Origin of the sequence: Catenulispora subtropica, assembly GCF_039531675.1 — a bacterium.
GTDB lineage: Bacteria > Actinomycetota > Actinomycetes > Streptomycetales > Catenulisporaceae > Catenulispora > Catenulispora subtropica.
Genome location: NZ_BAAAQM010000093.1, coordinates 1 through 23,875, shown reverse-complemented (window position 1 = coordinate 23,875; position 23,875 = coordinate 1). Strand labels below are relative to the sequence as shown.

28 protein-coding genes are annotated in these 23,875 nt (G+C 72.3%); 14 read left to right on the top strand and 14 right to left on the bottom strand.

What is annotated here, in order from left to right; genetic code table 11:
- Positions 1 to 82: 82 nt before the first annotated feature.
- Positions 83 to 961 (top strand): universal stress protein, encoded by an 879-nt coding sequence (locus tag ABD466_RS42815; protein ID WP_344663053.1) that lies wholly within the window; start codon positions 83 to 85, stop codon positions 959 to 961.
- A gap of 10 nt (positions 962 to 971) precedes the next feature.
- On the opposite strand, the gene ABD466_RS42810 is transcribed toward ABD466_RS42815, so the two are convergent.
- Both ABD466_RS42810 and ABD466_RS42805 read right to left on the bottom strand, forming a co-directional pair.
- Entirely contained in the window at positions 972 to 1,238 is a 267-nt protein-coding gene (locus ABD466_RS42810; protein ID WP_344663052.1) for a DUF1876 domain-containing protein, read from the bottom strand.
- 83 nt (positions 1,239 to 1,321) lie between these two features.
- Positions 1,322 to 2,170 (bottom strand): universal stress protein, encoded by an 849-nt coding sequence (locus tag ABD466_RS42805; protein ID WP_344663051.1) that lies wholly within the window; start codon positions 2,168 to 2,170, stop codon positions 1,322 to 1,324.
- 198 nt (positions 2,171 to 2,368) lie between these two features.
- Between ABD466_RS42805 and ABD466_RS42800 the strand changes: the two genes are divergently transcribed.
- From ABD466_RS42800 to ABD466_RS42785, 4 genes are all read left to right on the top strand, one after another.
- Positions 2,369 to 2,635, top strand: coding sequence for a DUF1876 domain-containing protein (locus ABD466_RS42800; RefSeq protein ID WP_344663050.1), 267 nt, complete (start codon positions 2,369 to 2,371; stop codon positions 2,633 to 2,635).
- Between the two features lie 30 nt (positions 2,636 to 2,665).
- The gene (locus ABD466_RS42795; protein WP_344663049.1) at positions 2,666 to 3,532 is read left to right on the top strand and encodes a hypothetical protein; all 867 of its coding nucleotides are present in this window, start codon (positions 2,666 to 2,668) and stop codon (positions 3,530 to 3,532) included.
- 35 nt (positions 3,533 to 3,567) lie between these two features.
- Positions 3,568 to 4,236 (top strand): Hsp20/alpha crystallin family protein, encoded by a 669-nt coding sequence (locus tag ABD466_RS42790; RefSeq protein ID WP_344663048.1) that lies wholly within the window; start codon positions 3,568 to 3,570, stop codon positions 4,234 to 4,236.
- A 204-nt stretch (positions 4,237 to 4,440) separates the two neighbouring features.
- Entirely contained in the window at positions 4,441 to 5,598 is a 1,158-nt protein-coding gene (locus ABD466_RS42785; protein ID WP_344663047.1) for a site-2 protease family protein, read from the top strand.
- 22 nt (positions 5,599 to 5,620) lie between these two features.
- Here ABD466_RS42785 and ABD466_RS42780 read toward each other — a convergent pair whose 3' ends face one another.
- The 6 genes from ABD466_RS42780 to ABD466_RS42755 all read right to left on the bottom strand — a co-directional run bounded on the left by ABD466_RS42780 (position 5,621) and on the right by ABD466_RS42755 (position 11,729).
- The gene (locus ABD466_RS42780; RefSeq protein WP_344663046.1) at positions 5,621 to 5,875 is read right to left on the bottom strand and encodes an acyl carrier protein; all 255 of its coding nucleotides are present in this window, start codon (positions 5,873 to 5,875) and stop codon (positions 5,621 to 5,623) included.
- Positions 5,875 to 7,287 carry a dihydrolipoamide acetyltransferase family protein gene (locus ABD466_RS42775; protein ID WP_344663045.1) on the bottom strand — a complete coding sequence of 471 codons (1,413 nt, stop codon included), beginning with the start codon at positions 7,285 to 7,287 and terminating at the stop codon, positions 5,875 to 5,877. The genes ABD466_RS42780 and ABD466_RS42775 overlap by 1 nt, the downstream gene beginning before the upstream one ends.
- Positions 7,288 to 7,289: 2 nt before the next feature.
- The gene (locus tag ABD466_RS42770; protein ID WP_344663056.1) at positions 7,290 to 8,225 is read right to left on the bottom strand and encodes an alpha-ketoacid dehydrogenase subunit beta; all 936 of its coding nucleotides are present in this window, start codon (positions 8,223 to 8,225) and stop codon (positions 7,290 to 7,292) included.
- Between the two features lie 97 nt (positions 8,226 to 8,322).
- The gene (pdhA, locus tag ABD466_RS42765; protein ID WP_425558877.1) at positions 8,323 to 9,363 is read right to left on the bottom strand and encodes a pyruvate dehydrogenase (acetyl-transferring) E1 component subunit alpha; all 1,041 of its coding nucleotides are present in this window, start codon (positions 9,361 to 9,363) and stop codon (positions 8,323 to 8,325) included.
- Positions 9,363 to 11,165, bottom strand: a complete 1,803-nt coding sequence (gene acsA, locus ABD466_RS42760; RefSeq protein ID WP_344663044.1) for an acetate--CoA ligase — start codon at positions 11,163 to 11,165, stop codon at positions 9,363 to 9,365. The genes pdhA and acsA overlap by 1 nt, the downstream gene beginning before the upstream one ends.
- A gap of 147 nt (positions 11,166 to 11,312) precedes the next feature.
- On the bottom strand, positions 11,313 to 11,729 hold the full coding sequence (locus ABD466_RS42755) for a CBS domain-containing protein (RefSeq protein ID WP_344663043.1): 417 nt from the start codon (positions 11,727 to 11,729) through the stop codon (positions 11,313 to 11,315).
- Between the two features lie 257 nt (positions 11,730 to 11,986).
- Here ABD466_RS42755 and ABD466_RS42750 point away from each other — a divergent pair, with 257 nt between their 5' ends.
- Complete coding sequence (locus tag ABD466_RS42750; RefSeq protein WP_344663042.1) at positions 11,987 to 12,391, top strand: hypothetical protein; 405 nt, start codon at positions 11,987 to 11,989, stop codon at positions 12,389 to 12,391.
- 81 nt (positions 12,392 to 12,472) lie between these two features.
- On the opposite strand, the gene ABD466_RS42745 is transcribed toward ABD466_RS42750, so the two are convergent.
- From ABD466_RS42745 to ABD466_RS42730, 4 genes are all read right to left on the bottom strand, one after another.
- Positions 12,473 to 12,880 carry a hypothetical protein gene (locus tag ABD466_RS42745; RefSeq protein WP_344663041.1) on the bottom strand — a complete coding sequence of 136 codons (408 nt, stop codon included), beginning with the start codon at positions 12,878 to 12,880 and terminating at the stop codon, positions 12,473 to 12,475.
- The gene (locus ABD466_RS42740; RefSeq protein ID WP_344663040.1) at positions 12,862 to 14,124 is read right to left on the bottom strand and encodes an erythromycin esterase family protein; all 1,263 of its coding nucleotides are present in this window, start codon (positions 14,122 to 14,124) and stop codon (positions 12,862 to 12,864) included. The genes ABD466_RS42745 and ABD466_RS42740 overlap by 19 nt, the downstream gene beginning before the upstream one ends.
- Positions 14,125 to 14,174: 50 nt before the next feature.
- On the bottom strand, positions 14,175 to 14,888 hold the full coding sequence (locus ABD466_RS42735) for a hypothetical protein (RefSeq protein ID WP_344663039.1): 714 nt from the start codon (positions 14,886 to 14,888) through the stop codon (positions 14,175 to 14,177).
- Between the two features lie 263 nt (positions 14,889 to 15,151).
- The gene (locus ABD466_RS42730) at positions 15,152 to 15,343 is read right to left on the bottom strand and encodes a hypothetical protein (RefSeq protein ID WP_344663038.1); all 192 of its coding nucleotides are present in this window, start codon (positions 15,341 to 15,343) and stop codon (positions 15,152 to 15,154) included.
- Between the two features lie 204 nt (positions 15,344 to 15,547).
- Here ABD466_RS42730 and sigJ point away from each other — a divergent pair, with 204 nt between their 5' ends.
- On the top strand, positions 15,548 to 16,417 hold the full coding sequence (gene sigJ, locus ABD466_RS42725) for an RNA polymerase sigma factor SigJ (protein ID WP_344663037.1): 870 nt from the start codon (positions 15,548 to 15,550) through the stop codon (positions 16,415 to 16,417).
- A gap of 67 nt (positions 16,418 to 16,484) precedes the next feature.
- On the top strand, positions 16,485 to 17,639 hold the full coding sequence (locus tag ABD466_RS42720) for an NAD(P)/FAD-dependent oxidoreductase (RefSeq protein WP_344663036.1): 1,155 nt from the start codon (positions 16,485 to 16,487) through the stop codon (positions 17,637 to 17,639).
- Between the two features lie 21 nt (positions 17,640 to 17,660).
- On the opposite strand, the gene dhaL is transcribed toward ABD466_RS42720, so the two are convergent.
- Complete coding sequence (gene dhaL, locus ABD466_RS42715) at positions 17,661 to 18,293, bottom strand: dihydroxyacetone kinase subunit DhaL (RefSeq protein WP_344663054.1); 633 nt, start codon at positions 18,291 to 18,293, stop codon at positions 17,661 to 17,663.
- Between the two features lie 22 nt (positions 18,294 to 18,315).
- Positions 18,316 to 19,311, bottom strand: coding sequence for a dihydroxyacetone kinase subunit DhaK (gene dhaK, locus ABD466_RS42710; RefSeq protein ID WP_344663035.1), 996 nt, complete (start codon positions 19,309 to 19,311; stop codon positions 18,316 to 18,318).
- A gap of 174 nt (positions 19,312 to 19,485) precedes the next feature.
- Here dhaK and dhaM point away from each other — a divergent pair, with 174 nt between their 5' ends.
- From dhaM to ABD466_RS42680, 6 genes are all read left to right on the top strand, one after another.
- Positions 19,486 to 20,199: a dihydroxyacetone kinase phosphoryl donor subunit DhaM gene (gene dhaM / locus ABD466_RS42705; RefSeq protein WP_344663034.1), complete on the top strand. Its 714-nt coding sequence runs from the start codon at positions 19,486 to 19,488 to the stop codon at positions 20,197 to 20,199.
- A gap of 142 nt (positions 20,200 to 20,341) precedes the next feature.
- Positions 20,342 to 20,776, top strand: coding sequence for a hypothetical protein (locus tag ABD466_RS42700; RefSeq protein WP_344663033.1), 435 nt, complete (start codon positions 20,342 to 20,344; stop codon positions 20,774 to 20,776).
- On the top strand, positions 20,773 to 21,696 hold the full coding sequence (locus tag ABD466_RS42695; protein ID WP_344663032.1) for a hypothetical protein: 924 nt from the start codon (positions 20,773 to 20,775) through the stop codon (positions 21,694 to 21,696). Before ABD466_RS42700 ends, ABD466_RS42695 begins: the two co-directional genes overlap by 4 nt.
- On the top strand, positions 21,683 to 23,107 hold the full coding sequence (locus ABD466_RS42690; RefSeq protein WP_344663031.1) for a V-type ATPase 116kDa subunit family protein: 1,425 nt from the start codon (positions 21,683 to 21,685) through the stop codon (positions 23,105 to 23,107). Before ABD466_RS42695 ends, ABD466_RS42690 begins: the two co-directional genes overlap by 14 nt.
- Complete coding sequence (locus ABD466_RS42685; RefSeq protein ID WP_344663030.1) at positions 23,104 to 23,535, top strand: ATP synthase subunit C; 432 nt, start codon at positions 23,104 to 23,106, stop codon at positions 23,533 to 23,535. The genes ABD466_RS42690 and ABD466_RS42685 overlap by 4 nt, the downstream gene beginning before the upstream one ends.
- A gap of 6 nt (positions 23,536 to 23,541) precedes the next feature.
- Complete coding sequence (locus ABD466_RS42680) at positions 23,542 to 23,760, top strand: V-type ATP synthase subunit F (RefSeq protein ID WP_344663029.1); 219 nt, start codon at positions 23,542 to 23,544, stop codon at positions 23,758 to 23,760.
- Positions 23,761 to 23,875: the final 115 nt, after the last annotated feature.

The following is a 23,875-nucleotide window of genomic DNA, read 5'->3' as shown; positions in this document are numbered from 1 at the left end:
CCACACCCTGCTCCGCCACACCGCCTGCCCACTGCTGATCGTTCCGCACCGCTGAACCCGCCACACCGAAACGGAGGACATCATGACCGCTCCCGTCGTCGTCGGCGTCGACGACCTCCGGCACAGCGGCCAGGCGCTGGACCTGGCCGCGCACGAGGCCGAGCTTCGCGGCGCGCCGCTGTGGGTCGGCCACGCCTACTCCTGGGTCCCGCCGGTCGCGGCGGGCCTGGTCCCCGGCGGCGACACCCCGGAAGGGGCGGTGCGGGACCTGGCGACCGGGCCGCAGGCCGAGGCGCTGATGCACGCCCACGCGGCCCACCCGGACCTGGAGGTCCACAGCTACGCGATGAGCGGTCGCGTCGCTCCGGAACTCGCCGCCCTGGCCAAGGACGCGGGCGTGCTCGTGATCGGCGAACGCGGCCGCGGCGGATTCGCGGGGATGCTGCTCGGCACGACGGCGGCCCGCATCATCGCCCACGCGCGGTGCCCGGTGATCGTCGCCCGGGGCGCCTCCGGCCGCGAGAACAAACGTGTGCTGGCAGGCTTGGACGTCGCCGACTCGGCAGGGAGCGCAGCCGTGCTCGGCTTCGCCTTCGGGGAGGCGGCGCTGCGCGGAGCCGGGCTCGTGGCCGTCCACACCTGGAGCGACGAGGGCGCGTTCCATCCGGACCCGATCGGCGACTACACGCGCGACACGCTCGCGGCCCTCGACGCGGACCGCCGACGCCTCTTGGACGCGGCGCTGGCCCCATGGCGCGGCGAATACCCCGGCGTGCCGGTGGAGATCGAAGTCGGGGGCGGCTCCGCGGCCCGGACGCTGGTCGACGCGAGCGCCTTCGCCGACCTGCTCGTCATCGGCGGGCGTCCGCACCGGGACGAGGAGGGGATGCGCCTGGGCGCCCTGGCCTACTCCCTGCTGCACCACGCCCAGTGCCCGGTCGCCATCGTTCCGGACCGCTGAACCGGCGCCCTCACCTTGCCAGGTGCACCGGATGCCCCTCGATCTCCCCTATGTCGGCCTCCGTCGCCCGGACGAGCTTCTTGCCCAGGTCGGCCAGGGCGCGGCCGACGGCCAGCTCGTCCCCGATCCTCGGGACATCGTGGTCGTACGGGCTCAGGTGCGCCTCACCCCGGCCGTGGATCTCGGCGTTCCCGCCGGTCAGGACCGCTCGGGCGATCGTGCGTCCGCGCTCCTCGAAAAGGTGGATCGCGACGTTCCAGTCCTCCGCGTGCTCCATGGCGATGCCTCGCTTCCGTTTTCGGTGTCGCACTTCGATCCTCCCCACGCAGCCCGCCCGCACCAGAGGCGAAGGTCCCCCCGTCAGCCGATCGGCACCACCGCCACCGGGCATTCGGCGTGGTGCAGCAGCGTGTGCACGGCCGGTCCGATCTCCATGCCGGGCCGGCCGTCGCCGTGCCGGCGCCCGCCGACGATCAGCAGGTCGCCGTCCCGGGTGGCGTCGACGAGAGCCGAGCCGATCGATCCGGTGCGCACCTGCTCCTCGACCTCGACGTCCGGATACCGGTCCCGCCACGGCGCCGCGGCCGCGGCCAGCCGCTCGACGTGGTCGGCGGCGAGCGTGGCTTCGGAGCGGATGTCGCCCTCGTCGAACGCACGGCGGTCCGGCACGGCGTGGCCCTCGCAGACGTTCGCGACCACCAGCGGGCCGGCGCGGCGTGCGGCTTCCGCGAAAGCGAAGGCGAGCAGCTCGCCGATCGGCTCGTCCAGGTCCACCGCCACGGTCACCCGCTGTCGCGGCGGGTGGTCCACCGGGCTCAGCACCACCACCGGACAGGTGGCACGGTCCAGGACGTCTACGGTGACCGCACCGCGCCGCAAAGGAGCGAAGTCCCGGTGGCCGCGCTCGCCGAGCACCAGCATCCCGGCCCCCCGCGCCTCGCGGGTCAGCACCTGGTCGGGGCTGCCGACGGCGGCGTACTTCGTGACGCGCAGCTCAGGGCGCGCCGTGCGCGCGGTCCGCTCGCCCTGAGCGACGGTCCACGCGGCGACCGCGCCCGCCGGGCCGGCGGACGACCGTCCACCGGCCGCCGGGACCACGTTCACGATCTCCAGCGCGACCCCGTGCAGCGCGGCCTCGAACCCGGCGAAAGCCAGGGCCCGTTCACCGGCAGCGGTCTTGTCGTATCCGACGATCACGACGCCGTCCATGGCTCCTCCGCGCTGTTCCCGAAGCAGGGACCGATGCCCGCGCGGCACGGTCCGCCACCCTTCTCAGCGTGCCTCCCCGGTGGCCGCGGCGGCAGGGCCGTCCGGCCCGATTCCGGTTCAGGCCGTTCGGCCCTGGGCCGCCGCCCGCGGATGCGATCGACTGGAAGCACGGAACTCCACCACAGAAGGCTCCAGATCATGCAGTACGTCAGAGAGTGGCCGATCAGGCTCTACTTCTTCGAAGAGGACGGCCGAACCCAGGCCAGGGTGTGGCTGAAGCCCGGGGTCAGCACCCTCGAAGCCGTGGGCGAGGCCCTCTGCGAGCCCGGTGAGTTCGACGTCCCGGAGATCGGCGACGAAGTCGCGGCCGGCCGGGCGCTGGTCGCCCTGGGCGAGAAGCTGCTCCGCAGCAGCGAGACAGACATCGAAGATCTGCGGGGAACCGCCGTCCACATCGATCCGTGAACACGCGTCGACGCTTTTGCGAGGAGTCACATGCGACCCGAAGAACCCGTTGCGCCGATGCGGGCGCGCGGCATCGAAACCCGACGCTTCCCCGCCGCGGGCCGTCTGGCGATCGCCGCCGAACGGGCCTGCCGCCACCGCACCGCGATGCACTACCTGCTGACCGCCGACGTCACGGCCGCGCGGCGGCTGATGGCGATGTCGCCGCAGACGCTGTCGCTCACCGGGTTCGTCACCGCGTCGGTGGCCCGGACCGTCGCCGAGACCCCCGTGGTCCACGCCTATCGGGACTGGCGCGGGCGGCTGGTCACCCACCGCCATGTGGACGTCATGGTCCCGATCGAACAGCGAAGCGGCGGCGGCTCGCGGATCGTGCCGCATGTCGTCGCCGACGCCGACGCCCGCGACATCACCGAGATCTCCACCGAGCTGCTGGCCGTCGGCGACACTCCCACGACGGGCGTCCTGGGCGCCCTCCCCCTCCTCCCCCGTGTCCCCGGACTCGCCCGGGCCGCGTCCACGCTTCTGGACCGCTCGGTCCGGCAGCGCCGCCACGTCGGCACCGTCCTGGTCGCCACCAGCGGCATGCGCGACATCGGCGAGGCGTTCGGCGTGGCCGCGTCACCGCTGGCACCCCTGATGCCGCTGCAGGTGGTGATCGGCAGCGTCTGCCCGCACCAGCACCGGACCAGCAACATCATCGAACAGCACGAGATCCTCAATCTGACGCTCACCTTCGACCGTTCCATCGTGAGCACCGCCCAGGCGGCCCGGTTCGCGACCCGGCTGTGCTCGGCGCTCGAACACGCCGAAGTCCTCCAGGCACACGGCATCGCGCCGCGGCAGCCGTCGCACCGGCTGCCTTCCCCAAGCGCTACCGCAGCTCCGGTGGGCTGACACCGTCGGCGGCCCGGCGGACGGCGGTGGTCGAGATGACCGACGCCATCGTGCGGTCGCCGCTCTCCGCGGGCCTGAGCCTGGCCGCCGCCGTCGACGAGCTGGACCAAGCTCTCGGCACCATCCGACCCACCGCCCTCGAACTCCACAGCCGAGGTCCGGCACGACCATCCAATGGCCCAGTCGCCATGGCGAAGCCGCAGCGGGAAATCGATGCTGAAGGCTGGTGGGGCCCGACCGGCACGCCGATCCCAACCGACACAGCAGTAAGGAGAACACCCATGACCGTCCCAGCGCACCGCCGCACTCCGATGCCGGCGCTCATCGACTGGTTCGAGGATTTTCCTTTCGGACCGCGCACCAGGTTCGGTGACGGAGAGCACGCGATCAGGGTGGAGGAGTTCCAGGAGAAGGGCACCTACACGGTCAAGGCCGAGCTGCCCGGAATCAATCCCGACAAGGATGTCGAGATCATGGTCGACCACGGCATTCTGACCGTCCACGCCGAACGGACGGAGGAGAAGAAGGAAGGCAAGCGCTCGGAGTTCCTGTACGGCTCCTTCACCCGCAGCGTCCAACTGCCCGAAGGGGTCAAGGAGGACGACATCAAGGCCCGCTACGACAACGGCGTCCTGACGGTCACGGCGCCCGCCGGACCGGCCGTCGAGAGTCCCCGGAAGATCCCGATCGGCAAGGGGTCCTGACAGCGGGGACGACTGGCGCCCCTCCTCAGGCTCGGGACGGGCGCCAGTCGGCCGTATGTCCCGAGCCGCCGGGCCGATCGACCCGGATCGTTTCGGTCCCTTCGCCCCTGTATGTCCTCCGGCTCACGGCCTACCGTTGCGGTAGAAGGGGACCCAGGGCGCGCCCTGCGCGGTCCCCCAGGACCGGAAAACGGGAGCCCCGCCATGGGCGAGACGGTGAAACTCGGCCGGATCCTCGGCGTCAAGGTCGGGGTGAACTGGTCGGTCCTGGTCGTCTTCGTCCTCATCGCCTGGGGACTGGCCGCGACGGTGTTCCCCAGGCAGGAGCCCGGCCACCGCGGCTCCGCCTACTGGACCGCGGCGCTGATCACGGCGGTCCTGTTCTTCTTCTGCCTTCTCGCCCACGAGCTCTCGCACGCGATCGTGGCCCGCCGTAACGGGCTCAAGGTCGAGGGGATCACCCTGTGGCTGCTCGGCGGCCTGACCAGGATGGACGGCGACCCGCCCTCGGCCGGTGCCGAACTGCGCGTCGCCGGCATCGGACCGCTGGTCAGCCTGATCCTGGGCGCGCTGTTCACCGGCCTGGCGCTGGCCGTGAGAGCGGCCGGGGCGCCGGGTCTGCTGGTGGCCATGCCGGCCTGGCTCGGCGCGATCAACATCCTGCTGGCGGTGTTCAACAGTGTTCCGGCCGCTCCGCTGGACGGAGGGCGGCTGTTGCGCGCGCTGGTCTGGTGGCGTACCGGTGATCGCACACGGTCCGTCCTCGCGGCGGCCATGACGGGCCGGGCCTTCGGGTGGCTGCTCGTCGCCGGCGGCACCCTGTCCGTCCTGCTGGTCGGGAGCATCGGCGGGCTGTGGTTCGCCCTCATCGGCTGGTTCCTCGTCGTCTCCTCCGCCGCCGAGATCCGCCAGGCCCAGCTCCAGAGCCTGTTGGCGGGGGTCCGCGTCGGGCAGATCGCGGTTCCCGGACCGGAGCCGGTGCCGGCTTCCCTGACCGTGGCCCGGTTCCTCGACCAGGCACCGCTGCACCGCTTCAGCGCCTTCCCGCTCACCACCGGGGAACTGAGGCCAGTCGGCCTGGTCACCCTCGACCGTCTCCGTCGCGTCCCGCCCGCCGCCCGGGACGACATCCGGCTGCGCGACATCATGTACCCGCTGGACCAGGTGGCCCTGGTCCGCGCGGACACCCTGGCCACCGACCTGGTCAGGTCGCTCAGCACCGCCGCGTCCCGGCACGCCCTGGTCCTGGAGGGCGACCGGCTGGTGGGCATGGTCTCGCCCTCGGACCTGGACCGGGCGATCCGGTGGGCCCAGCTGAACCGGCCGCCGGAGAACTCTCGCGACGGCGTGCACCGTCCTTGACGAGCGACGACCGGACGACCGCCTACGAAGCGCTCCCGCTGCGCGCCGCGACGAACTCGGCACAGGCGCCGAGGGTGTCCAGGCGCTCGTAGTCCTCCTCGTCGATGGTCACGCCGGTCTCGCCGGAAAGGGTCTCGACGAAGTTCAGGAAGTCGAGCGAATCGAGCTCCAGCTCATCGCGCAGAACGGCGTCCTCGGCGAGCCCGCGCGAATCCGCGCCGGGAACGGCACGGGTCAGCGATTCGCGGACGACGGCCAGGGCTTGTTCGCGGTCCATCACAGCTCCTCCGGGGATTGCAGCAGACGGTCGACCAGCGCGAGGTAGCGCGCGCCGACCGCGCCGTCGCCGGCGCGGTGGTCGGCGGACAGGGTCGCGGTCACGCAGGGGCGCACGCCCAGCAGTCCGTCGACCGCCGCCGGCCGGTCGGTCACCTTCCCGAATCCGACGAGGGCCACCTGCGGCGGGTAGATCACGCCGAACACCGCCTCGACGCCCTGATCGCCGAGGTCGGTCACGGTGATCGTCGGATCCGCGGTCTCCGAGGAGCGGAGCCGTCCGGCGCGGGCCCGCCGGACCAGGTCCCGCAGGCCGGCCATGAGGTCGGGCAGGGGCAGGCGGTCGGCGTCGTGCAGCGCCGGGGCGACCAGACCGCCCTCCCGCAGGGCGACGGCCACGCCGAGGTGGACGTGTTCGGAGCGGACCTGTCCGTCGTCGATCCAGAACCCGTTCATCTCCGGGACCTGTTTCGCGGCGACCGCGGCGGCCTTCAACAGCAGCGCGGAGGGGACGAGGCGTTCGGCGACCGGCACGCCGCGGTTGTGCTCGCGCATCCACGTCACGGCTGCCGCCAGGTCGATGGTGGTGGCCAGATAGTAGTGCGGGATCTCGTGCTTGGACCGGCTCATCAGGTCGGCGATGGCGTGGCGGCGGGCTGCCGTGCGGTCTGGGGAAACGGTCACCGGGGGTGTGGCGGTACGCGTCGGCGCGGCGGTACCCGCCGCGGCGGCGGTCCGTACGTCGCCGGCCCGGATCGCACCCTCGGGACCGGTGCCGACGACGCCGTCCAGGTCCACCCCCAGCTCCGTGGCGATGCGGCGGGCGTAGGGCGTCGTCCGGGCCCGTCCGGCGGGCCGGGCCGCCACGTCGATGTCGGCCCGGGTCACCCGGCCGCCCGGCCCCGAACCGTGGACGGCGCCCAGATCGACGCCGCGTTCCCGGGCCAGGCGGCGTACCAAGGGCGAGACGCGTGACGTGGAAGGACCGGCTTCAGGAGGGTGGCGGTCCGCGGGCTGGGCGGCAGGCTTCTTCTGAGTCGCTGGACGCTTCCCAGCAGCCGGCTTCCTGGTAACCGACTTCTTGGTAGCCGGCTTCTTGGCGGCCGGCTTCTTGGCAGTCGGCTTCGCGGCAGCCGCCTTGGCCGGGGCCGCCTTCGTGGGGGCCGGCCCCGCTTCGTGCGCCTCCCCCAGGACCGCCAGCACGGTTCCCACCGGCACGGTGGTGCCCGGCTCCACCAGCAGCTCCTCGACGACGCCGTCAGCGAAACACTCGACCTCGATGGCCGACTTCGCCGTGTCCACCACGGCGACGGCCTGGCCCTTGACCACGGTGTCGCCCGGCTGGACCAGCCACTCCACGAGCGCGCCCTCCGTCATGTCCGCGCCCAGGGACGGCATCCGGAACTCGCCCATCGTCAGCCCACCGCCCGCCGGGCCGCGGCGACGATGTCCGCGACCTGGGGGATCGCGGCGTCCTCCAGGTGTTTCGGGTACGGCACCGGGACCTCCGCGCCGCACACGCGTTCCACGGGGGCGTCCAGGTCGTAGAACGCCAGCTCCGCGATCCGCGCCGCGATCTCGGCGGCCAGACCGCCGGTGCGCCAGCCCTCGTCGACGACCACGGCGCGGTGGGTCCGCGCCACCGAGGCGGCGATCGTCGCGCCGTCCAGCGGGCGCAGGCTGCGCAGGTCGACCACCTCGGCCGAGACGCCGTCGGCGGCGAGGGCCTCGGCGGCGGCCAGGACCTTGGGCAGGCTGCCGCCGTGGGATATCAGCGAGACGTCGCGTCCGGTCCGGCGCACGGCGGCCGAGACGATGTCGAACGACTCCGGCCGCGGTGCGGTGGGCCCGGTGGCGTTGTAGAGGGACCCGTGCTCGAAGATGACCACCGGGTCGGGGTCCGCGAGGGCCGGGGCGAGCATGTACCTGGCGTCCTGCAGCGTTCCCGGAGACAGGACGCGGATGCCCGGGATGCCCGCGTACCAGCCTTCCAGGCTGTGCGAGTGCTGGGCGGCGAGTTGGCGTCCGGCTCCGGTGGTCATGCGGATCACGACCGGCACCGAGACCTGGCCGCCGGACATGTGCAGCAGCGTGGCGGCGTTGTTCAGAATCTGGTCCAGGGCCAGCAGGCTGAAGTTGACCGTCATGATCTCGACGATCGGCCGCATCCCGGCGACGGCCGCGCCGATCCCGGCGCCGACGAACCCGGACTCGGACAGCGGCGTGTCGCGGATCCGGTCGGGCCCGAACTCCTCCACCAGTCCGAGACTGACCCCGAAGGCGCCGCCGTACCCTCCGACGTCCTCCCCCATCAGGAAGACCCGGTCGTCGGCGAGCAGGGCCTCGCGCATGGCGGCCCTGATCTCCTCGCGGAAGCTCGTCTGTTCCGTTTCGGGCTCAGTTTCGGGCTCGGTTTCGGGCGCCGCGCCGGGCGCGGAGGCGGCCATGTCAGCTCCCTTCATGGGAGACGAAGCGATACAGGTCCTCGACCGGTTCGACGGGCGCCGCCTCGGCGGCCGCCACGGCGCGGTCGACCACGGCGGTCGCGCGCTTGGTCATCTCCTCCAGGTCGGCGGCTCCCGGAGGAAGCCGTCGTGCCAGCAACGGGATCGGGTCGCGTTCCCGCCATCGCTCGACTTCCGCCTTGTCCCGGTACCGGTCCGGGTCGTACATCGAGTGGGCGCGGAACCGGTAGGTCCGCATCTCCAGGAAATGCGGGCCGTTGCCGGCGAGGATGCCGTCGACCGCGCGCCGGGCGGCCCGTTCCACCGCCACCGCGTCCATCCCGTCGACGGCCCACGCGGGCATGCCGTAGGAGGCCGCGCGCATCGCCAGGTCGGTCTGCGCGTGCTCACGCTCCAAAGGGGTGCCCATCGCGTAGAGGTTGTTCTCGCAGACCAGCAGCAGCGGCAGGTCCCAGAGGGCCGCGAGGTTCGCGGTCTCGTGGAACTCGCCCTCGGCGACGGCGCCGTCCCCAAAGAAGCAGCAGGTGACGCGGTTGCGTCCGGTCATCCGGTCGGCCAGCGCCAGCCCGGCGGCGATCGGCAGGCCGCCGCCGACGATGGCGTTGCCGCCGTAGAACCGGCGCTCGACGTCGAACAGGTGCATCGACCCGCCGCGGCCGTGGCTGCAACCGGTCGCCTTGCCGTACATCTCGGCCATCACGGCCTCCACCGGCACGCCGCGGGCCAGCGCGTGCCCGTGTTCGCGGTAGGTGGACACGACCGCGTCATCCGGGGACAGGGCGGCGTTCACACCGACCGCGACCGCCTCCTCGCCGATGTACAGGTGGATGAACCCGCGGATGGTCCCGGCGCTGTACAGCTCGACGCAGCGTTCCTCGAAGGCCCGGATGAGCAGCATCTGGTCCACGAGCTCCAGCAGGTGCTTCGTCTCCTCGCTCAGAACGGGTTCGGCGGGCGCCTCGGACTCGGCCGCGGAAGCGGGAGAGGGCTTCCGGGACTGCGGTGGCTTCTTGGCACGGCTCATCACGCGCTCCCGCTCTCCAGAGTGGACGTGTCGCCTTCCGGCAGCCCCTGCTCCCGGGCGCGCAGCAGCCGCCGCATCACCTTCCCGCTCCGGGTCTTGGGCAGGTTCTGATCGAAGGCGACCTCCCGGGGCGCCACCGCCGGGCCGAGCTTGCGCCGGGCGAAGGCCAGGATGTCGGTGCACAGTTCCGGTCCGGGGTCGAACCCGGGGCGCAGCGAGACGAAGGCCTTGACGACGGTGCCGGCCACCGGGTCCGGACGGCCGATCACCCCGGCCTCGGCCACCGCCGGATGTTCCATCAGCGCGCTCTCCACCTCGAAGGGGCCGATCAGGTGGCCCGCCGACTTGATCACGTCGTCCGCCCGGCCGACGAACCACAGGTAGCCGTCGGAGTCGCGCCGCACCAAGTCCCCGGTCACGTACCAACCGTCCACGAAGGCGCTGCGATAACGCTCCTCGTCGTCCAGGTAACCGCGGAACATCGAGGGCCACCCGGGACGCAGCGCCAGCACCCCCTGGCCCGCGGGATCGGTGACGGGCCGGACCCGGCCGGCGCCGTCGCGCACGGGACGCCCTTGCTCGTCGGCAGCCAGCACCTCCGCCTGGAAGCCGGGCAGCGGGCGCCCCATCGACCCGGGACGGATGTCGCAGGCCGCGAGGTTGGCGATCACGATGCAGCCGGTCTCGGTCTGCCAGTAGTTGTCGTGGATCGGCAGTCCCAGCACGTCGGCACCCCAGCGCACCGCCTCGGGGTTGAGCGGCTCGCCGACGCTGGCGATGAACCGCAGTGCCGACAGGTCGTGTGAGCGCGGCAGGTCGAAGGGGCCGGTGCGCGGCGTCGCACGCATCAGCATCCTGATGGCGGTCGGCGCGGTGTACCACACCGTGACGTGTTCGCTCTCCAGGACGCGATACCACCTCGCGGCGTCGAACTCGCCCTCGTCCACCACCACGGTCACCCCGGCGGCCAGAGGAGCGATGACCCCGTACGACATGCCGGTGACCCAGCCGGGGTCGGCGGTGCACCAGTACACGTCGTCGGGGTGCAGGTCCAGCGCGTACTCCGCGGTCACCCGGTGCGCGGCCACGGCGCCGTGGACGTGGACGGCGCCCTTGGGCCGGCCGGTGGTCCCGCTCGTGAAGTGCAGCAGCGCCGGGTCCTCGGGGTCGGTGGCCGGGATCGTGAACTCCTCGGAGGCCGCCTCCATCAGATCGTCCCAGCGCACGGTCCCCGGCAGGTCCGCCGTGCTCGGACCCACGATCACGACGTGCTCCAGACCCGGAAGCCCGGCCCGGCGATCGGCGATCTTGCGCTGGTACAGCGCCTGCGTGGTGACCAGCACCCGGGCGTCCCCGAGCGTCATCCGCTGGACCACGGGGTCCGGGCCGAAGGCCGAGAACAGCGGGCACAGCACGCTCTTGTTCTTCAAGGTCCCGAGAACCGCGACATACAGCTCCGGGCAACGGCCCAGCAGCGTGAAGACGCGGTCGCCCGCACGGACCCCGAGCCTGTGCAGGCCGTTCGCGAAGCGGTTGCTGAGCGCGGCCAGCCGCGTGTAACTGAGCGTCACGACAGCCCCGGACGGCGGCACACACCGCAACGCGATGTGCTCGCCGCGGCCTTCGAGGACGTGGCGGTCGACCGCCTCGTGAGCGATGTTGACGCCGCCGCCGGGCAGCCCCGCCAGCTCGGACGTCGCCTGTCTCCAGTCGAACAGGCGGCAGCTCAGGGCGTAGTCGGCGAGGTTCGGCGAGACAGCCGGCACGCCGGACTTCACGATGTTCCCGGATGCCTCGTCCATCCTGCGCTCCACGGTCGGCCCCGATTCCGCCTCGATCATCGCCCCGGCGCCCCGGCCGCCGACAGGGCCGGAGGCCCCGGTGGGCACCGGGTCCACCGGCCCTGTTCGCCCCGGCGCCGGCTGAAGGCCGGAGCCCGTCGGCGACCCTCAGGGAGCGCAGATGCGTTCGACGAACTCGGCGACCTGGTCGTCCGGCAGGTGGCGGGCGATGTCGGCTTCGGTGATCATCCCGACGAGCTTCTTGTCCCGGATCACCGGCAGCCGCCGGATCCGGTGGTTCTCCATCGCGGCCAGCACGCTGGTGATGTCGTCGTCGGCCTCGACCCAGCGCGGAGTGCCCTCGCACAGCTCGCCGGCGGTCACCTTCGAAGGATCGTGGCCGACCGCGACGCACTTGATGACGATGTCCCGGTCGGTGATGATGCCGCACATCCGGTCGTTGGCGTCGGCGACGGGCAGCGCACCGATGTCGGACTGCCTCATCATCTCCGCGGCGCGGTCCAGCGTCTCCGACGCCGGGATCCATCGCGCGTCCTTGTGCATGATCTGTTCAGCGGTGGTCATCGCGCACCCCATCTCGAACGGCGGACCGGTCCAGACCAGCCCGGATCGGTGCCAGGCGGATGCCGGCACCTCGAAGACCGCTTCCAGCCTGCTCGCGTCCGGCCCCGATGACTCGGCGCATTGACCCGTTCGGTGCTACCGCCCCCGGTGAACAGCCCGGTCCCGGCCGAAGCCTGAGAGGCTGAGGATGCTCTCGGTGCAGCGCCGCCACCGGGCTCTGGACCTCGGGCCCCCGGCTCCAGCCGCTGAGGAGTGCTGTGGACACCAACCTGCTGCGCGTCGCGTTCTGGGTGTGGGTGGTCGAGATCGCGGTCTCCGCGATCAACTACTTCGTCCTGATGCGCCGCGTCTACGCACCGCGGGTCGGCGAGCTCCGCAGCCATCAGATCGGAATGTCGACGCGGATCGTCTACATCTTCGTGGCGGCCGGTTTCCTTGTGTCCCTCGAGCACCACTACTCAACGGCGGACCTGGTCTCCGTGGGTCTGTTCTGGCTCGGACTCACCCTCGTGTTCGAGTGGGGCGGCAGCATCCTCACGCGCCGCCCCGTGAGGGAGATCCTTGTCGGCTGGCATGTCGAGCGCGGCTACATGTGGCCCTACGTACTGGCCGCCTATCTGCTGTCCCCTTTGATCGTCGGCGAACTCGCCAGTGTCGGCTGAGCGCCGGTCGGCGACCTCATCGGACCGTTGACGGACGGCCGTCGCCGCGAGCGGCCGCAGGATCTGCGCGGCGCAGCGGCGCTACGGCACGAAAGCCTTCCCCCCGGTCTTCTGCCGACTGCTCACCGGGACTTCCGCGCTGATCACGACGTGGGTACGCCCGAGCTCGTCGTCACCTTCCGGCGGGCCGATCCGCCCCTGGACGACGAGGAAGTCCTTGTCCCGATCAGGGTGCTGCTCGACGACCGTCCCCAACGCTTCGGCATATGCGGTGATGACCTCGCGGGGATCTCGGTGACCGCCTCCGTGCTCGCGGTCGAACGCGTGGACGCGGGCGTACACGGTCCGCGACAGACCGATCTTCCAGTGCAGGACCGGGAGCGGGTGCTCGGAATCGGGGCCGTGCCCGTCGACGAACGCCGTCAGATCGGTGAGGGCGTCGCGCTGGCCGCACCACAGGTCGCCGGGGTTCATCGGCCGCTGGGCCATGCTTCCTGCTCCGAACCGGGATGGGCGGATTCGCGGTGCAGCGGGTGCAGCGCTTCGGTGTCGTCGAAGAAGCACAGCGCGTCGTATCGGCGGCCCATCACGGTCGGCACCCAGTTCGCGTACTCGTCGGCCTCGGGGTGGTACACCACGCCGATGGCGCGGTGGCCCCGTCTCTGAGCGAGCCATCCGGTCTCGCGCCGGTCCGGGAAGACCAGGACCGACGGCTCGGTGAGTGCCGTGTGCAGGAGTGCCTCGTGAGTGCCGTACGGCGCGGGCGGAACCGTCAGGCGCTCGGCGGCGGTACCCCAGGCCTCGGCGGCGATCACGCTGCCGCGGTAACCCGCGAAGCCGACGATCGCGACGTCGTCGGCCGCGTGGTGGCGCCGGACCAGCTGCCCGACGTTGACCATGCCGTGGCCGGCCATCGGGGTCGCGCGGGCGTCGCCGACGTGGGTGTTGTGCTCCCACACGATCGCCTTGGACGCGGGCCCGTGGTGGGCCAGCAGGCGGTCGAGCGTATCGGCCATGTGCCGGTCGCGGATGTTCCAGGACCGGGCGTCGGCGGCGACCATCGCCCGGTAGTAGCGTTCGGCCCCGGCCATCACCTCGGCGTTCTGCCGCGCGTCCAGACTGGCTTCGGGGTCCCCGTCCAGGGCGGAGGCGTAATGGCGCAGGTCCGTCAGCAGGGCCACGACTTCGTCCTCGCAGGAGGTCGGCACCAGGCGGGTCGCCCGGGCGTACCGCTGCGGGTCCTGGCCGTACGGCTCGAAGCAGGCGAACGCCTCGCGCGCGCTGTCCAGCGCCTCGGGAAGATGCCGGGACAGGTAGTTGATGACGGCGTGCATCGACTCCCACAGCGAGTACACGTCCAAACCGTAGAAGCCGACATCCGCGCCGGAGCGCTCGTTGAACTCCTGCAACCAGCCGAGGAAGGACGCGACCTCCTCGTTGGCCCACATCCACCGAGGCCAGCGCTCATACCGCCGGAGAACGTCGACGGCTGTCAGGTCCTGCTCGGCACGGTTCTTGACCCACCGGTTGACCCGGAAGCAGTCCGGCCAGTCGCCCTCGACCGCCACGAAGGAGAAGCCGCGTTCGGCGATCAACCGCCGGGACAGCGCGGCACGCCACAGGTAGTACTCCGCGGTGCCGTGCGAGGCCTCGCCGAGCAACACGACCCGGGCCCGCCCGAGGCGGTCCACCAGGGAGTCGAGATCATCGGGCGTGCGCAGCGGAGCCGCCATCCCCGCGACCTCAAAGGACGCAGGATCATTCCAGTCGTCTACCGAACGGTTCATAGCGGCGCCTGATCAGATGTGCTCAAGAGGCGATCGCCCAGACCGGCCGCCGTGGCCCGCAGGGTGTCGAGGATGTGGTCCAGCTCGGCGACCGCAGCCGTCACATGCTCGCGGGCGGCACCGTCGCCGATCAGCTCCCGTGCGCTGGCCAGGCTCAGCCCCACCGAGAACAGGGAGCGGACGATCATGTCGGACAGCTCGACGAGCTCCGCCCGCAGTGGTGACACCGACGGTGCGGTCCGGACCGGTTCGCCACGCCGCTGTTCGCCAGGGCTGGTCGCGGACGGCCGCCACAAGGAGCGTGCCAGGACTTCGCCGGCGAACCGCAGGTAGATCCGGCTCAGCGTCGCAGCCTGTTCCGGCATCGCCCCGTAGTGCGGGAACTGGATGCTGACCCTGCCCACCAAGTTCCCGTCAGCATCCGTCAGGGAAAGAGCGGGGTCCACATCGCAGTCGACGGCGTGCCGATCGAGGAGCTCCGCGTCGGACCCCGCATACGCGACGATTCTCAACGCCGCCGAAGCGGGCTCGGCGACTTGCAGGTATCCGGCATCCGCTCCTGTCAACGCCATGGTCTCCTCGAGGATCAGCGATACCGCCGTCTCCAGCCCCCGGCTCCGCACCAGGCGCCTCGCCGCCTCTCGGATGCGCAGTGCTTCTACTGGATCGTCGAGGGTGATCCGGATGAGACGACTCAGATCCTGGTCCATGCCGACATGAGGTTCTGCCGGACCTCGGGCGGACCCGACGGACCCGGCGCGATATGCACTCGCGGCTTGTTCGAGTGGCCCCGTGAGTACGTGGGCTCGTATCGGCATGAACCTCACCTCCGAGGCCCATCGGAGGGGCCCGGGAGAACGCACGTTTTCCGGGCGCGAAACCTTCTCGGCGGTATCGCGTCCAACACAGCCAGTCTACTGCTGTCTCCACCAGGTGCCTCATATGAAGACCGGAGGATTGGCAGGTGGTGCGTTCAGAACGGCAGCAGCCGCCCCGAGGGGGTCCTGAGGTCGAGTTCGGGAAGGTCCCGCAGCTTACGGCTGGAGGACTTGCGGACGCGGACCTGCCGCCGCGATCCGACCACGGTGGTGACGGTGCGGCCGGTCGCGCGCCGCGGATCGGCGCGAGTGCTGAAGATGTCGCCGGTGTCGCCATAGGCGGTCATGGCTGCCTCCTCGATTCGGTCGACTCTTCGAGCCAATCGCGGAGACGGGCCTCTCGGCGAGGGCCGATGGTCATCCGGCGGTCGGGACTTTCGGCCCGTGTACCCGCAGGTCGGTTCACTTGGCCAGGCCCGTCCTCAAGTGGCCCACCCGAGGTCACCTACCATGGGTGACCGGGCGGTGATCCGGAAGGATGGTGGCCGCGGGTGGAGACGACCGCGCTGGCGGAGGCGGAGTGGGAATCACACCGTCCTGCGGTCTTCGGGGCGGCTTACCGAATCCTCGGCACCGTGGCCGAAGCCGAGGACGTGACACAGGAAGTCTGGCTGCGTGCCGCGGACGCCGATCGGTCCGAGGTGCGGGACCTGCGGGCCTGGCTCGTCACCTTGGCCGCCCGGACGTCCTACAACCTGCTGAAGTCGGCGCGTGTCCGGCGGGAGTCCTATGTCGGGCCCTGGCTGCCCGAGCCGCTGCTGACCGGACCCGACGTCGCCGCCCGGGTGGTGCTGGACGAGTCGGTGAGTACCGCGATGCTGGTGCTCATGGAGACGCTCAGCCCTGCCGAGCGCGTGGCTCTGGTGTTGCACGACGTCTTCGACGTCCCTTTCGGGCAGGTCGCCGAGGTGCTCGGCGGCACGCCCGCCGCCAGCCGTAAGCTCGCCTCTCGCGCGCGGGCGCGGGTCGCCGCGGTCAAGGAGCGGCCCCAGGCCTCCAGAGCCGAAACCGAACGGCTGCTCAAGGCGTTCAAGGCGGCCGCTGATGCGGGGGACGTGGCCCAGCTCGTCCAGCTGCTGCATCCCGAAGCCGTCTACTTCGCCGACGGCGGTGGCAAGGTGACCGCCGCTCGTCGGCCGGTGCGCGGTGCGGCGCCGATCGCCCTGCTGGTGGCCAGGCAGATCGAGATCAGGCGTCCCGAGGGCTTCCGGATCGTCGAGGTGAACGGCGGGCCGGCCCTGGCCACCTTCAGCGGCGGCGCGCTGATCTGGCTCGACACCGTGGACGTGGCCGACGGCCGGATCACCACGCTGCGGAGACTGGCCAATCCCGAGAAGCTGGCCCGGATCGGTCACATCTGAACCCGCCGTCTTGTCTCCCTGCCGAACCCCGGATCAGCCGGGGTGAAGGTGAGAAAGGACAGAGGCGATGGCACACGTCGTCATTGTGGGTGGTGGTTTCGCGGGTGTGTGGAGCGCGGCCGGCGCGGCGCTGGCACGCGGTGACGCGGACCTGCGCATCACGCTCGTCGCGCCGAACGAGCATCTGGTGCTGCGGCCGCGGCTGTACGAGCCGGCGCCGGACCTGGCCAAGGTCGAGCTCGCCAGGATCCTGCGGCCGATCGGCGTCGAGCACGTGCGGTCCGAGGTGACGGAGATCGACACCGGCAGCCGCATGATGGTGGCCGACGGCGAGGAGATCGGCTACGACCGCCTGGTGCTGGCGGCGGGGAGCAAGCTCGTACGGCCCCGGGGCCTTCCCGGCGGGGATCGGCTCTTCGACATCGACGACCTCGCCGGAGCCCTCAGGCTCACCGAGCACTTGCGCGCCCGCCCGGACTGCTCGGTGGTGGTGGTCGGCGCCGGATTCGTCGGCCTCGAGGCGGCGACCGAACTGGCCGCCCGGGGCCGGGTGCTGCTGGTGGACCGGTCAGAGGCGGTCGGGGAGCACCTCGGCCCGGGCCCGCGCAAGGAGATCGAGGCCGCGCTGGACCAGCTGGGCATCGAATACCGCCTGGGGACCACGGTGACGGAGGTCGGCGACGGGTTCGCCGTCTTGTCCGACGGCACCAAGGTGGCGGCGGACGCGGTGGTCTGGTCCGTGGGAATGACGGCCAGCGAGCTCACCCGCCAGATCAGCGATCGGCTCGACCATCTCGGCCGGATCCCCGTGGACAGGCAGCTGCGCGCCACGCCTGAGGTGTTCGCCGCCGGTGACGTCGCAGCGGCGCCGTTCGACGCCGAGCACACGGTCATGCAGGCGTGCCAGCACGCCACCCCGCTGGGCAAGGTGGCCGGGTACAACGCGGCGGCCGACCTGCTCGGGAAGCCGCTGCGCGACTTCACCCCGGGACCGTACGTCACCTGCCTGGACCTTGGAGGTGCCGGCGCGATCTTCACCCGCGGCTGGGACCGCGAGGTCATGGCGACAGGGGCCCAGGGCAAAGACATCAAGAAGCGAATCAACCAGGCCATTCACCCGCCGGTGGACGATGCCGCGAAGATCCTCGCCGCGGCAGACCGCGTCTCCATCGAACTCCCCTTCTTCCCGCGCGAACCGGAGAACGCCGCCTCCACCGCCTGAAGCAGGTTCGCTTGCTCCCGGCTATTCCGCCTGCAGCACATCGGCCAAAGCCTGGAAGACCAGTGCAGCGGACGTGGCGCCGGGATCCTGGTGTCCGATGCTGCGCGCGCCCAGATACGACGCGCGCCCCTTGCGGGCCTGAAGAGGGATGGTGGCGAGCATCCCTCTTCGAGCCGCCGCCGCGGCCTCGACCGCGGCGGCGGTAAGGTCGACGGAGCCACCGGTACGCACTTCGGCGGCGAAGGCGGCGAGCGCCGGCGCGATCGCGTCGACCATGGTCTTGTCGCCGGGGACCGCACCACCGAGTTTCTGAAGGCCGGCCAGGCCGGCTTCGAGTGCGGCGAGCAGGTGTTCCGCGTCGGTCGTCGGTGTGGTGAGCTGTCTGCCGGCTGCTCGGAAGAAGGTCCCGTACAACGGCCCCGAGGCGCCGCCGACGCTGGAGATCAGGATGGTGCCGGTCTTGACCAGGACGTCGCCGACGTTCGTCGATTCGAGACCGTCGAGCGCCGCGATCACGGTACTGAAGCCGCGGTGCATGTTGACGCCGTGGTCGGCGTCGCCGATGGCCGAGTCCAGTTGCGTCAGTTGCTCTTGGTGCTCCTCCATCGCCGCGGCGACCGTCCGTATCCACGCGCGGGCGAGCGGGATGTCCATGTGCACCGGCGGTCTCCTCCAGTCAGGTGCCCCAGCGCAGAGCCGGGGTGTCCACGGGGGCGTCCCACAGGGCGAGCATCTGCTCGTCGGCCTGGCAGACGGTGAACGACACGCCGGCCATCTCCAGGCTGGTGATGTACTCCCCCACCAGGTTGCGGACGATCCGGATGCCGCGGTCGGCGAAGTACCGGGCGACGTCGGCGTAGGCGATGTAGAGCTCGATGAGGGGCGTACCGCCGAGCCCGTTCACCATCACGATGGTCTCGTCGCCCTCCGCCAGCGGCCGGTCGGCGAAGATCGCGTCCAGGGCGTCGGACACGATCCCCGAGGCCGGCTTGAGCTTCTCGCGGCTGCGGCCCGGCTCGCCGTGGATGCCGACGCCGACTTCCATCTCGTCCGGTGCCAGGTCGAAGCCGGGCTTGCCGGCCGCGGGCGTGGTGCAGGGGGTCAACGCCACTGCGAAGCTGCGGGAGGCCGCGTTCACCCGGCGGCCCGCTTCGGCGACGGCGGCCAGGCCGGCGCCGGTCTCGGCGAGCGCGCCGGCGATCTTCTCGACGAAGACCGTCGCACCAGTGCCGCGCCGCCCGGCGGTCCCCGCGGCGTCGACGGCGACGTCGTCGTCGACCAGGACCGTCGCCACCTCGATGCCGTCGTCGCCGGCCAGTTCGGCGGCCATCTCGAAGTTCAGTACGTCGCCGGTGTAGTTCTTCACGACGAACACCACCCCGGCGCCGCCGTGCACGGCCCGGGCGGCGGCCAGTATCTGGTCCGGAACCGGCGAGGTGAACACCTCCCCGGGACACGCCGCGTGCAGCATTCCGCGGCCCACGAAGCCCGTGTGCAGCGGTTCGTGGCCCGAGCCTCCGCCGGAGACCAGCGCCACCCTTCCGGCTTCCGGTTCACCGGCACGGGTGACGATCCTCGCGTCCGGGTCGATCCGCAGCGCGGGGTGCGCCGCGGCGATCCCGGCCAAGGCGTCGCTCACGACGGTCCCGGGTGCGTTGATCAGCTTCTTCATGCCGGTCTCCTTCGCCGGACGCCGCACGGACGGTGCGCCGTCCGGGGCCGCTCACTCCGAGTCCACCAGATCACCGCCGAATCCGCCCGGCCGTGGTCGCCGGGGTGATCCCGCCGAAGCGGAGGGTCCGGTCCCGGATTGCCGCGCCCCCGGCCCGGACCTAGCATCCGGCTCATGGGCCCGCTGGTCGGCATCGTGCTCGTCTCGCACAGTGCCCGGCTCGCGGAAGGTCTGCGCGAAATGCTCGCGCAGACCGGTGCGAGCCGGGTCCCGGTGGCCGTCGCGGGCGGCACCGCCGACGGCGGCATCGGCACTAACTACGACCTCGTCGCCTCGGCGATCGGTGCGGCGGCCGGTGCGGCGGGCGAAGGGGCGGGCGCCGTCGTCCTGGCCGATCTGGGCAGCTCGGTCCTGACGACGCGGGCGGTGCTGGAGGACCACCCGCGAGCGGACGTCCTGCTCGTCGACGCGCCCTTCGTCGAAGGCGCGGTCGCCGCGGCCGCCGCGGCGGCGGGCGGTGCCAACCTGGAAGCCGTCGCGGCGGCGGCCCGGGCGGCGCGAGGCCTCCCCAAGATCGATACGGCGGCGCCGGAAGCCGCGGAGTCCGAGCCTGTGCGCCGCGCGGACGGACGGCCCGGCTGCTCCGCTCAGGTGACCCTTCGGGTTCCCCTCCACCTCCGCCCGGCACGCCGCTTGGCACAGGAGGCGGCGAGGTTCACCAGCGACATCCGGCTCGGCTACAGGGGCAAGGCCGCCGACTGCGCAAGCGTGCTGTCGGTGATCGGTCTGGGTGCGGAGGCCGGCGCCACCGTAGTGCTCCGGGCCGAGGGCCGGGACGCGCGGGCCGCGGTCGACGCGATGAAGGCCGTCCTCCTGGGGTCCGAGTGAAGCCGCCCGGAGAGCTGGTCAGGCCGATCGTCGTCGGTTCCCAGGACCTTCGGCCCTGCGCCGCCCGAGGCCGACGGAGCCATGGTGATAGTCATGGAGCTTCCCGAGGTGGATCTGTCCGGCTGCCGCTGGGGAGGTCGTGATGGCCGGGCTGCGTGACATCCTGTTCCGGTTCCGGCCGGCCGGGGCGCCGGGAGCGCCCACCCCCGGGGCGGTGCCCGGTGACCGTGTGGCGGAGGCGGACGCCGAGTTGGCACCGTTGTTGGCGTCGCTGGCCGACGTCGAGGACGAGGCGGCCCGGATCCGCGCCGACGGCGAAGCCCGCGCGGCCGCGATCCGTGAGCGCGGTGAACGCGATGCCCGCCGGATCGTCGACCAGGCGCACCGGGACGCGCGAACGGCGCGCTCCGACGCCGAAGCACGGGCCCGCGCCGTGGAGGAAGCCCGGTCCGTGGCCCTGGTGGCCGAGGCCGAGAGTGAAGCCGCGCGGCTGCGGGACCACACCGCCGGACCGGTCGCCGCGAGCGCCGCCCGAGTGGTGGCCGCCGTGGCGGAGGAACTGCGGGGGTCGTCATGAGCGCGGGCTGGACCGCTGGGGCCGTCCGGGCGCGGGCGATCGCACGGCGGCGCGCGGGCGAGGCGACCGCGCGCCGATGTGCGACTTCGGACGACACGTCCGAAGCGTTGCGCATGCTGGCGGGTACGACCTACGGCCGTCGCCTGCATCCCGGTCTGAGTCTCGAAGCGGCCGAGCACGCGATCGAAATGACTCTGCTGTGGAATCTCCGGGTGCTCGCGGGGTGGCAACCCCGGGCCGGTGCCCGCCTGTTGCGGATCGTGGTGTGCGGTTATGAGGCGGCTGACATCGTCGCCCGAATGCGCGAACTGGGCGGCGGGGAAGCCGGAACCCCTTACGAGCTGGGCGCTCTGGCCACCGCCTGGCCGAGCGTGCGGCGGGCGGCGACGGCGGCTGAGGTTCGCAGAGCCCTGGCCGCGTCGCCATGGGGTGATCCCGGCGCCGAGGATCCGGCCACGATCGCGTTCTTCCTCCAGCTGTCGGGTGCGCTGCGGCTGGCGGCCCTGGGGCCCGAGGCGGCTCGGTGGGCCGCCGGCGATGCGGCGGTGGCGGTGGCCCGCGAGGTGTACCTGGCCGGCCGCCGCATCGACGACGCGGCGGCCCGGGTGGCGGCGAAACTGCTCGGCTCCGCGCCGGCGAAGCCTCAGTCGTGGGAGTCCTACCTCCAGCATCTTCCTCACGACGCGCGTTGGGCTCTGGAAGGCGTGTCTTCACCGGATGAGCTGTGGCGGGCCGAGGCCGCCTGCCGGCTGCGCAAGGAGGCCGACAGCCGTGAGCTGCTCCGTCGCGGCGGCTTGGGCCCCGGGCCGGTGCTGGCCGCCGCGATGCTGCTGTGCGTCGACGCGTGGCGGGTCTGCGCGGCCCTGGAGGCGGCCGCGCGGAGCGAGCGGGCCGCGGAGGTGTTCGATGCCGTGGCGTGAGGCTCTGCGGCCGGTCCGGATGCGCCGGATCGCAGTGGTGGCCGCCCCGGGACGGCTGCGCGACGCGCTGGTGGCCGTGGCGGAGGCGGGGTGCGTCGAGTTCGACCACGACGGCGCCGGACAGCAGCCGCCGGCGGCCCCCGCCGGATCCGGTCCCACCGCCGCGGACCTGCTGCGCGGCCTGGACACCGGAGCGACCGCCCCGGCGCTGGCACCGACCGCGCCCGACCTGTCGGAGCTGCTCCGGGCCGGCGACGCCGACCTGCTGGCCGGTGAGGCCCAGCTGGACGAGCACGCCCGGGCGGCGGTCCGGCGCGCGGGCGTCTCGGCGCTCGCCGGCTGGTGCCCCGACCAGGACTTCGACGCGTTGTCGCAACGGCTGGCCGCCTCCGGCGCCGCCCTGGTGCCGCTCCGCAATCCCCGCGGGATCGACCCGCCCACGCTGCTGCGCGACGTCAAGCCGCTGCACCGGGCCGCCTCGCCGCTGCTCCGCACCTACGGGACGGTGCCGTACGCCGACGTGGACCCGACGGTGGCCGCCGGACTGGCCTACGTGGCGATGTTCGGGATCATGTTCGGCGACGTCGGTCACGGCCTCCTGCTGGTCGCCGGAGCGCTGCTGATCCGCTTCGGCCGCATCCCGTGGCTGGCCAAGCTGCGCGGGCTGTGGCTGTTCATCGCGGGCGCGGGCCTGGCCGCGGCGGCCGGCGGCCTGCTCTACGGCGAGTTCTTCGGCCCGACGGGGGTCGTGCCCGCGCTGTGGCTCAAGCCGCTGGACGCCCCCACCCGGATGCTCGCCGGCGCGATCGGCATCGGCGGCCTGCTCCTGGCCGCGGCGTACCTGCTCGGCATCGTCAACCGATGGCGCGAGGGCGGCCCCGGCCTGGCGGTGTACGCGTCGTCCGGGGTGGCCGGCGCGGTCCTGTTCGCCGGTCTGGCGGTCATCGGGCTGGGCACGGTGCGGCACGTCCACGCCGCGGTCGCGACGGGCGTCGCGGTGGCGGTCGTCGGCCTGTGCGCGGTGGCGGTCGGGTTCTACGCCGCCTCCGGAGGCGGCGGTGCCGGAGTGGCCCAGACCGGCGTGGAGCTGTTCGACACCGTGGTGCGCATCGGGTCCAACGTCGTGTCCTTCTCCCGTCTGGCCGCGTTCGGGCTCGCGCACGCGGCCCTCGGCGCGGTGATCTGGGACGCCACCACCACGGCGGCCCGCCATGGGGCGGCGCTGCTGCCGGTCGCCGTGCTGGTCTTCGTCCTCGGCAACGCCCTGGCCTTCACGCTGGAGGCGCTGGTCGCCGGGGTCCAGGCGCTGCGCCTGGAGTTCTACGAGCTCTTCTCCCGTGTCTTCGACCTTCAAGGCCGGCCGTTCCGGCCGTGGAAACTTCCCGTCCGCTCCCCGGAGGTGCCGTCATGAACGCCTGGCTCGTCACGCTCCCCGTCCTGGCGACGGTCCCCGTCACCGGCTGGCTGCTGCGGCGCCGGCCGGCCGCGGCCCGGCGCTTCTTCCTCGGATTCGGCGGACTGCTGCTGGCCGCCGCCCTCGCGATGGCGTTCGTGGCCTTCGGGACCGACGCCGGACACGCGCACGCCGCGGCCTCCGCGGCCACGGCCGCCGCGCCGGCCCAGCCCGTCAACGGCTCGGCGCTGATCGGAGCCGCGATCGCGATCACCGGTTCGTCCGTCGGCGCCGGGGTGGCGGTGGCCTACACCGGCGCCGCGGCGCTGGCCGCCATGAGCGAGCGGCCCGAGGTGTTCGGCCGCGCCATGGTCGTCGTCGGGTTGGCCGAGGGCATCGCGGTGTACGGCCTCATCGTCGCGGTGATCCTGATCGGGAAGGCGTGAGCGGGCGTGGCCGCCGGCCGGGTCGCGGCGCTGGGCGAATGGGCCCTGATCCGCGGATTCGCACTCGCCGGGGTCCGGACGGTGACCGCGGCGGACCCCGAGGCCGTACGGGCCGCCTGGGCCTCCCTGGACCGCGACGTGGCCGTCGTGATCCTCACCCCCTCGGCCGCCGGCGCGCTCGGCGAAGCGGTCCGCCGCGGGCCGCTGACGGTGGTGCTGCCGTGATGACCGGGACGCCCCTGGACCCGGTGCGGGAGGAGATGCTCCGGCAGGCCCGGGCCGAGGACGACGCCGGCATCGCGCAGGCCGAGGCCGAGGCGGCGCGGCGGGTCGCCGCGGC

Excerpts from the sequence above, each read along its gene's own strand:
- ABD466_RS42815 (WP_344663053.1), top strand. The coding sequence starts at position 83 with ATGACCGCTCCCGTCGTCGTCGGCGTCGACGACCTCCGGCACAGCGGC.
- ABD466_RS42810 (WP_344663052.1), bottom strand. The coding sequence starts at position 1,238 with ATGGAGCACGCGGAGGACTGGAACGTCGCGATCCACCTTTTCGAGGAG.
- ABD466_RS42805 (WP_344663051.1), bottom strand. The coding sequence starts at position 2,170 with ATGGACGGCGTCGTGATCGTCGGATACGACAAGACCGCTGCCGGTGAA.
- ABD466_RS42800 (WP_344663050.1), top strand. The coding sequence starts at position 2,369 with ATGCAGTACGTCAGAGAGTGGCCGATCAGGCTCTACTTCTTCGAAGAG.
- ABD466_RS42795 (WP_344663049.1), top strand. The coding sequence starts at position 2,666 with ATGCGACCCGAAGAACCCGTTGCGCCGATGCGGGCGCGCGGCATCGAA.
- ABD466_RS42790 (WP_344663048.1), top strand. The coding sequence starts at position 3,568 with ATGACCGACGCCATCGTGCGGTCGCCGCTCTCCGCGGGCCTGAGCCTG.
- ABD466_RS42785 (WP_344663047.1), top strand. The coding sequence starts at position 4,441 with ATGGGCGAGACGGTGAAACTCGGCCGGATCCTCGGCGTCAAGGTCGGG.
- ABD466_RS42780 (WP_344663046.1), bottom strand. The coding sequence starts at position 5,875 with ATGGACCGCGAACAAGCCCTGGCCGTCGTCCGCGAATCGCTGACCCGT.
- ABD466_RS42775 (WP_344663045.1), bottom strand. The coding sequence starts at position 7,287 with ATGGGCGAGTTCCGGATGCCGTCCCTGGGCGCGGACATGACGGAGGGC.
- ABD466_RS42770 (WP_344663056.1), bottom strand. The coding sequence starts at position 8,225 with ATGCGCGAGGCCCTGCTCGCCGACGACCGGGTCTTCCTGATGGGGGAG.
- pdhA (WP_425558877.1), bottom strand. The coding sequence starts at position 9,363 with ATGAGCCGTGCCAAGAAGCCACCGCAGTCCCGGAAGCCCTCTCCCGCT.
- acsA (WP_344663044.1), bottom strand. The coding sequence starts at position 11,165 with ATGGACGAGGCATCCGGGAACATCGTGAAGTCCGGCGTGCCGGCTGTC.
- ABD466_RS42755 (WP_344663043.1), bottom strand. The coding sequence starts at position 11,729 with ATGACCACCGCTGAACAGATCATGCACAAGGACGCGCGATGGATCCCG.
- ABD466_RS42745 (WP_344663041.1), bottom strand. The coding sequence starts at position 12,880 with ATGGCCCAGCGGCCGATGAACCCCGGCGACCTGTGGTGCGGCCAGCGC.
- ABD466_RS42740 (WP_344663040.1), bottom strand. The coding sequence starts at position 14,124 with ATGGCGGCTCCGCTGCGCACGCCCGATGATCTCGACTCCCTGGTGGAC.
- ABD466_RS42735 (WP_344663039.1), bottom strand. The coding sequence starts at position 14,888 with ATGGACCAGGATCTGAGTCGTCTCATCCGGATCACCCTCGACGATCCA.
- ABD466_RS42730 (WP_344663038.1), bottom strand. The coding sequence starts at position 15,343 with ATGACCGCCTATGGCGACACCGGCGACATCTTCAGCACTCGCGCCGAT.
- ABD466_RS42720 (WP_344663036.1), top strand. The coding sequence starts at position 16,485 with ATGGCACACGTCGTCATTGTGGGTGGTGGTTTCGCGGGTGTGTGGAGC.
- dhaL (WP_344663054.1), bottom strand. The coding sequence starts at position 18,293 with ATGGACATCCCGCTCGCCCGCGCGTGGATACGGACGGTCGCCGCGGCG.
- dhaK (WP_344663035.1), bottom strand. The coding sequence starts at position 19,311 with ATGAAGAAGCTGATCAACGCACCCGGGACCGTCGTGAGCGACGCCTTG.
- dhaM (WP_344663034.1), top strand. The coding sequence starts at position 19,486 with ATGGGCCCGCTGGTCGGCATCGTGCTCGTCTCGCACAGTGCCCGGCTC.
- ABD466_RS42700 (WP_344663033.1), top strand. The coding sequence starts at position 20,342 with ATGGCCGGGCTGCGTGACATCCTGTTCCGGTTCCGGCCGGCCGGGGCG.
- ABD466_RS42695 (WP_344663032.1), top strand. The coding sequence starts at position 20,773 with ATGAGCGCGGGCTGGACCGCTGGGGCCGTCCGGGCGCGGGCGATCGCA.
- ABD466_RS42690 (WP_344663031.1), top strand. The coding sequence starts at position 21,683 with ATGCCGTGGCGTGAGGCTCTGCGGCCGGTCCGGATGCGCCGGATCGCA.
- ABD466_RS42685 (WP_344663030.1), top strand. The coding sequence starts at position 23,104 with ATGAACGCCTGGCTCGTCACGCTCCCCGTCCTGGCGACGGTCCCCGTC.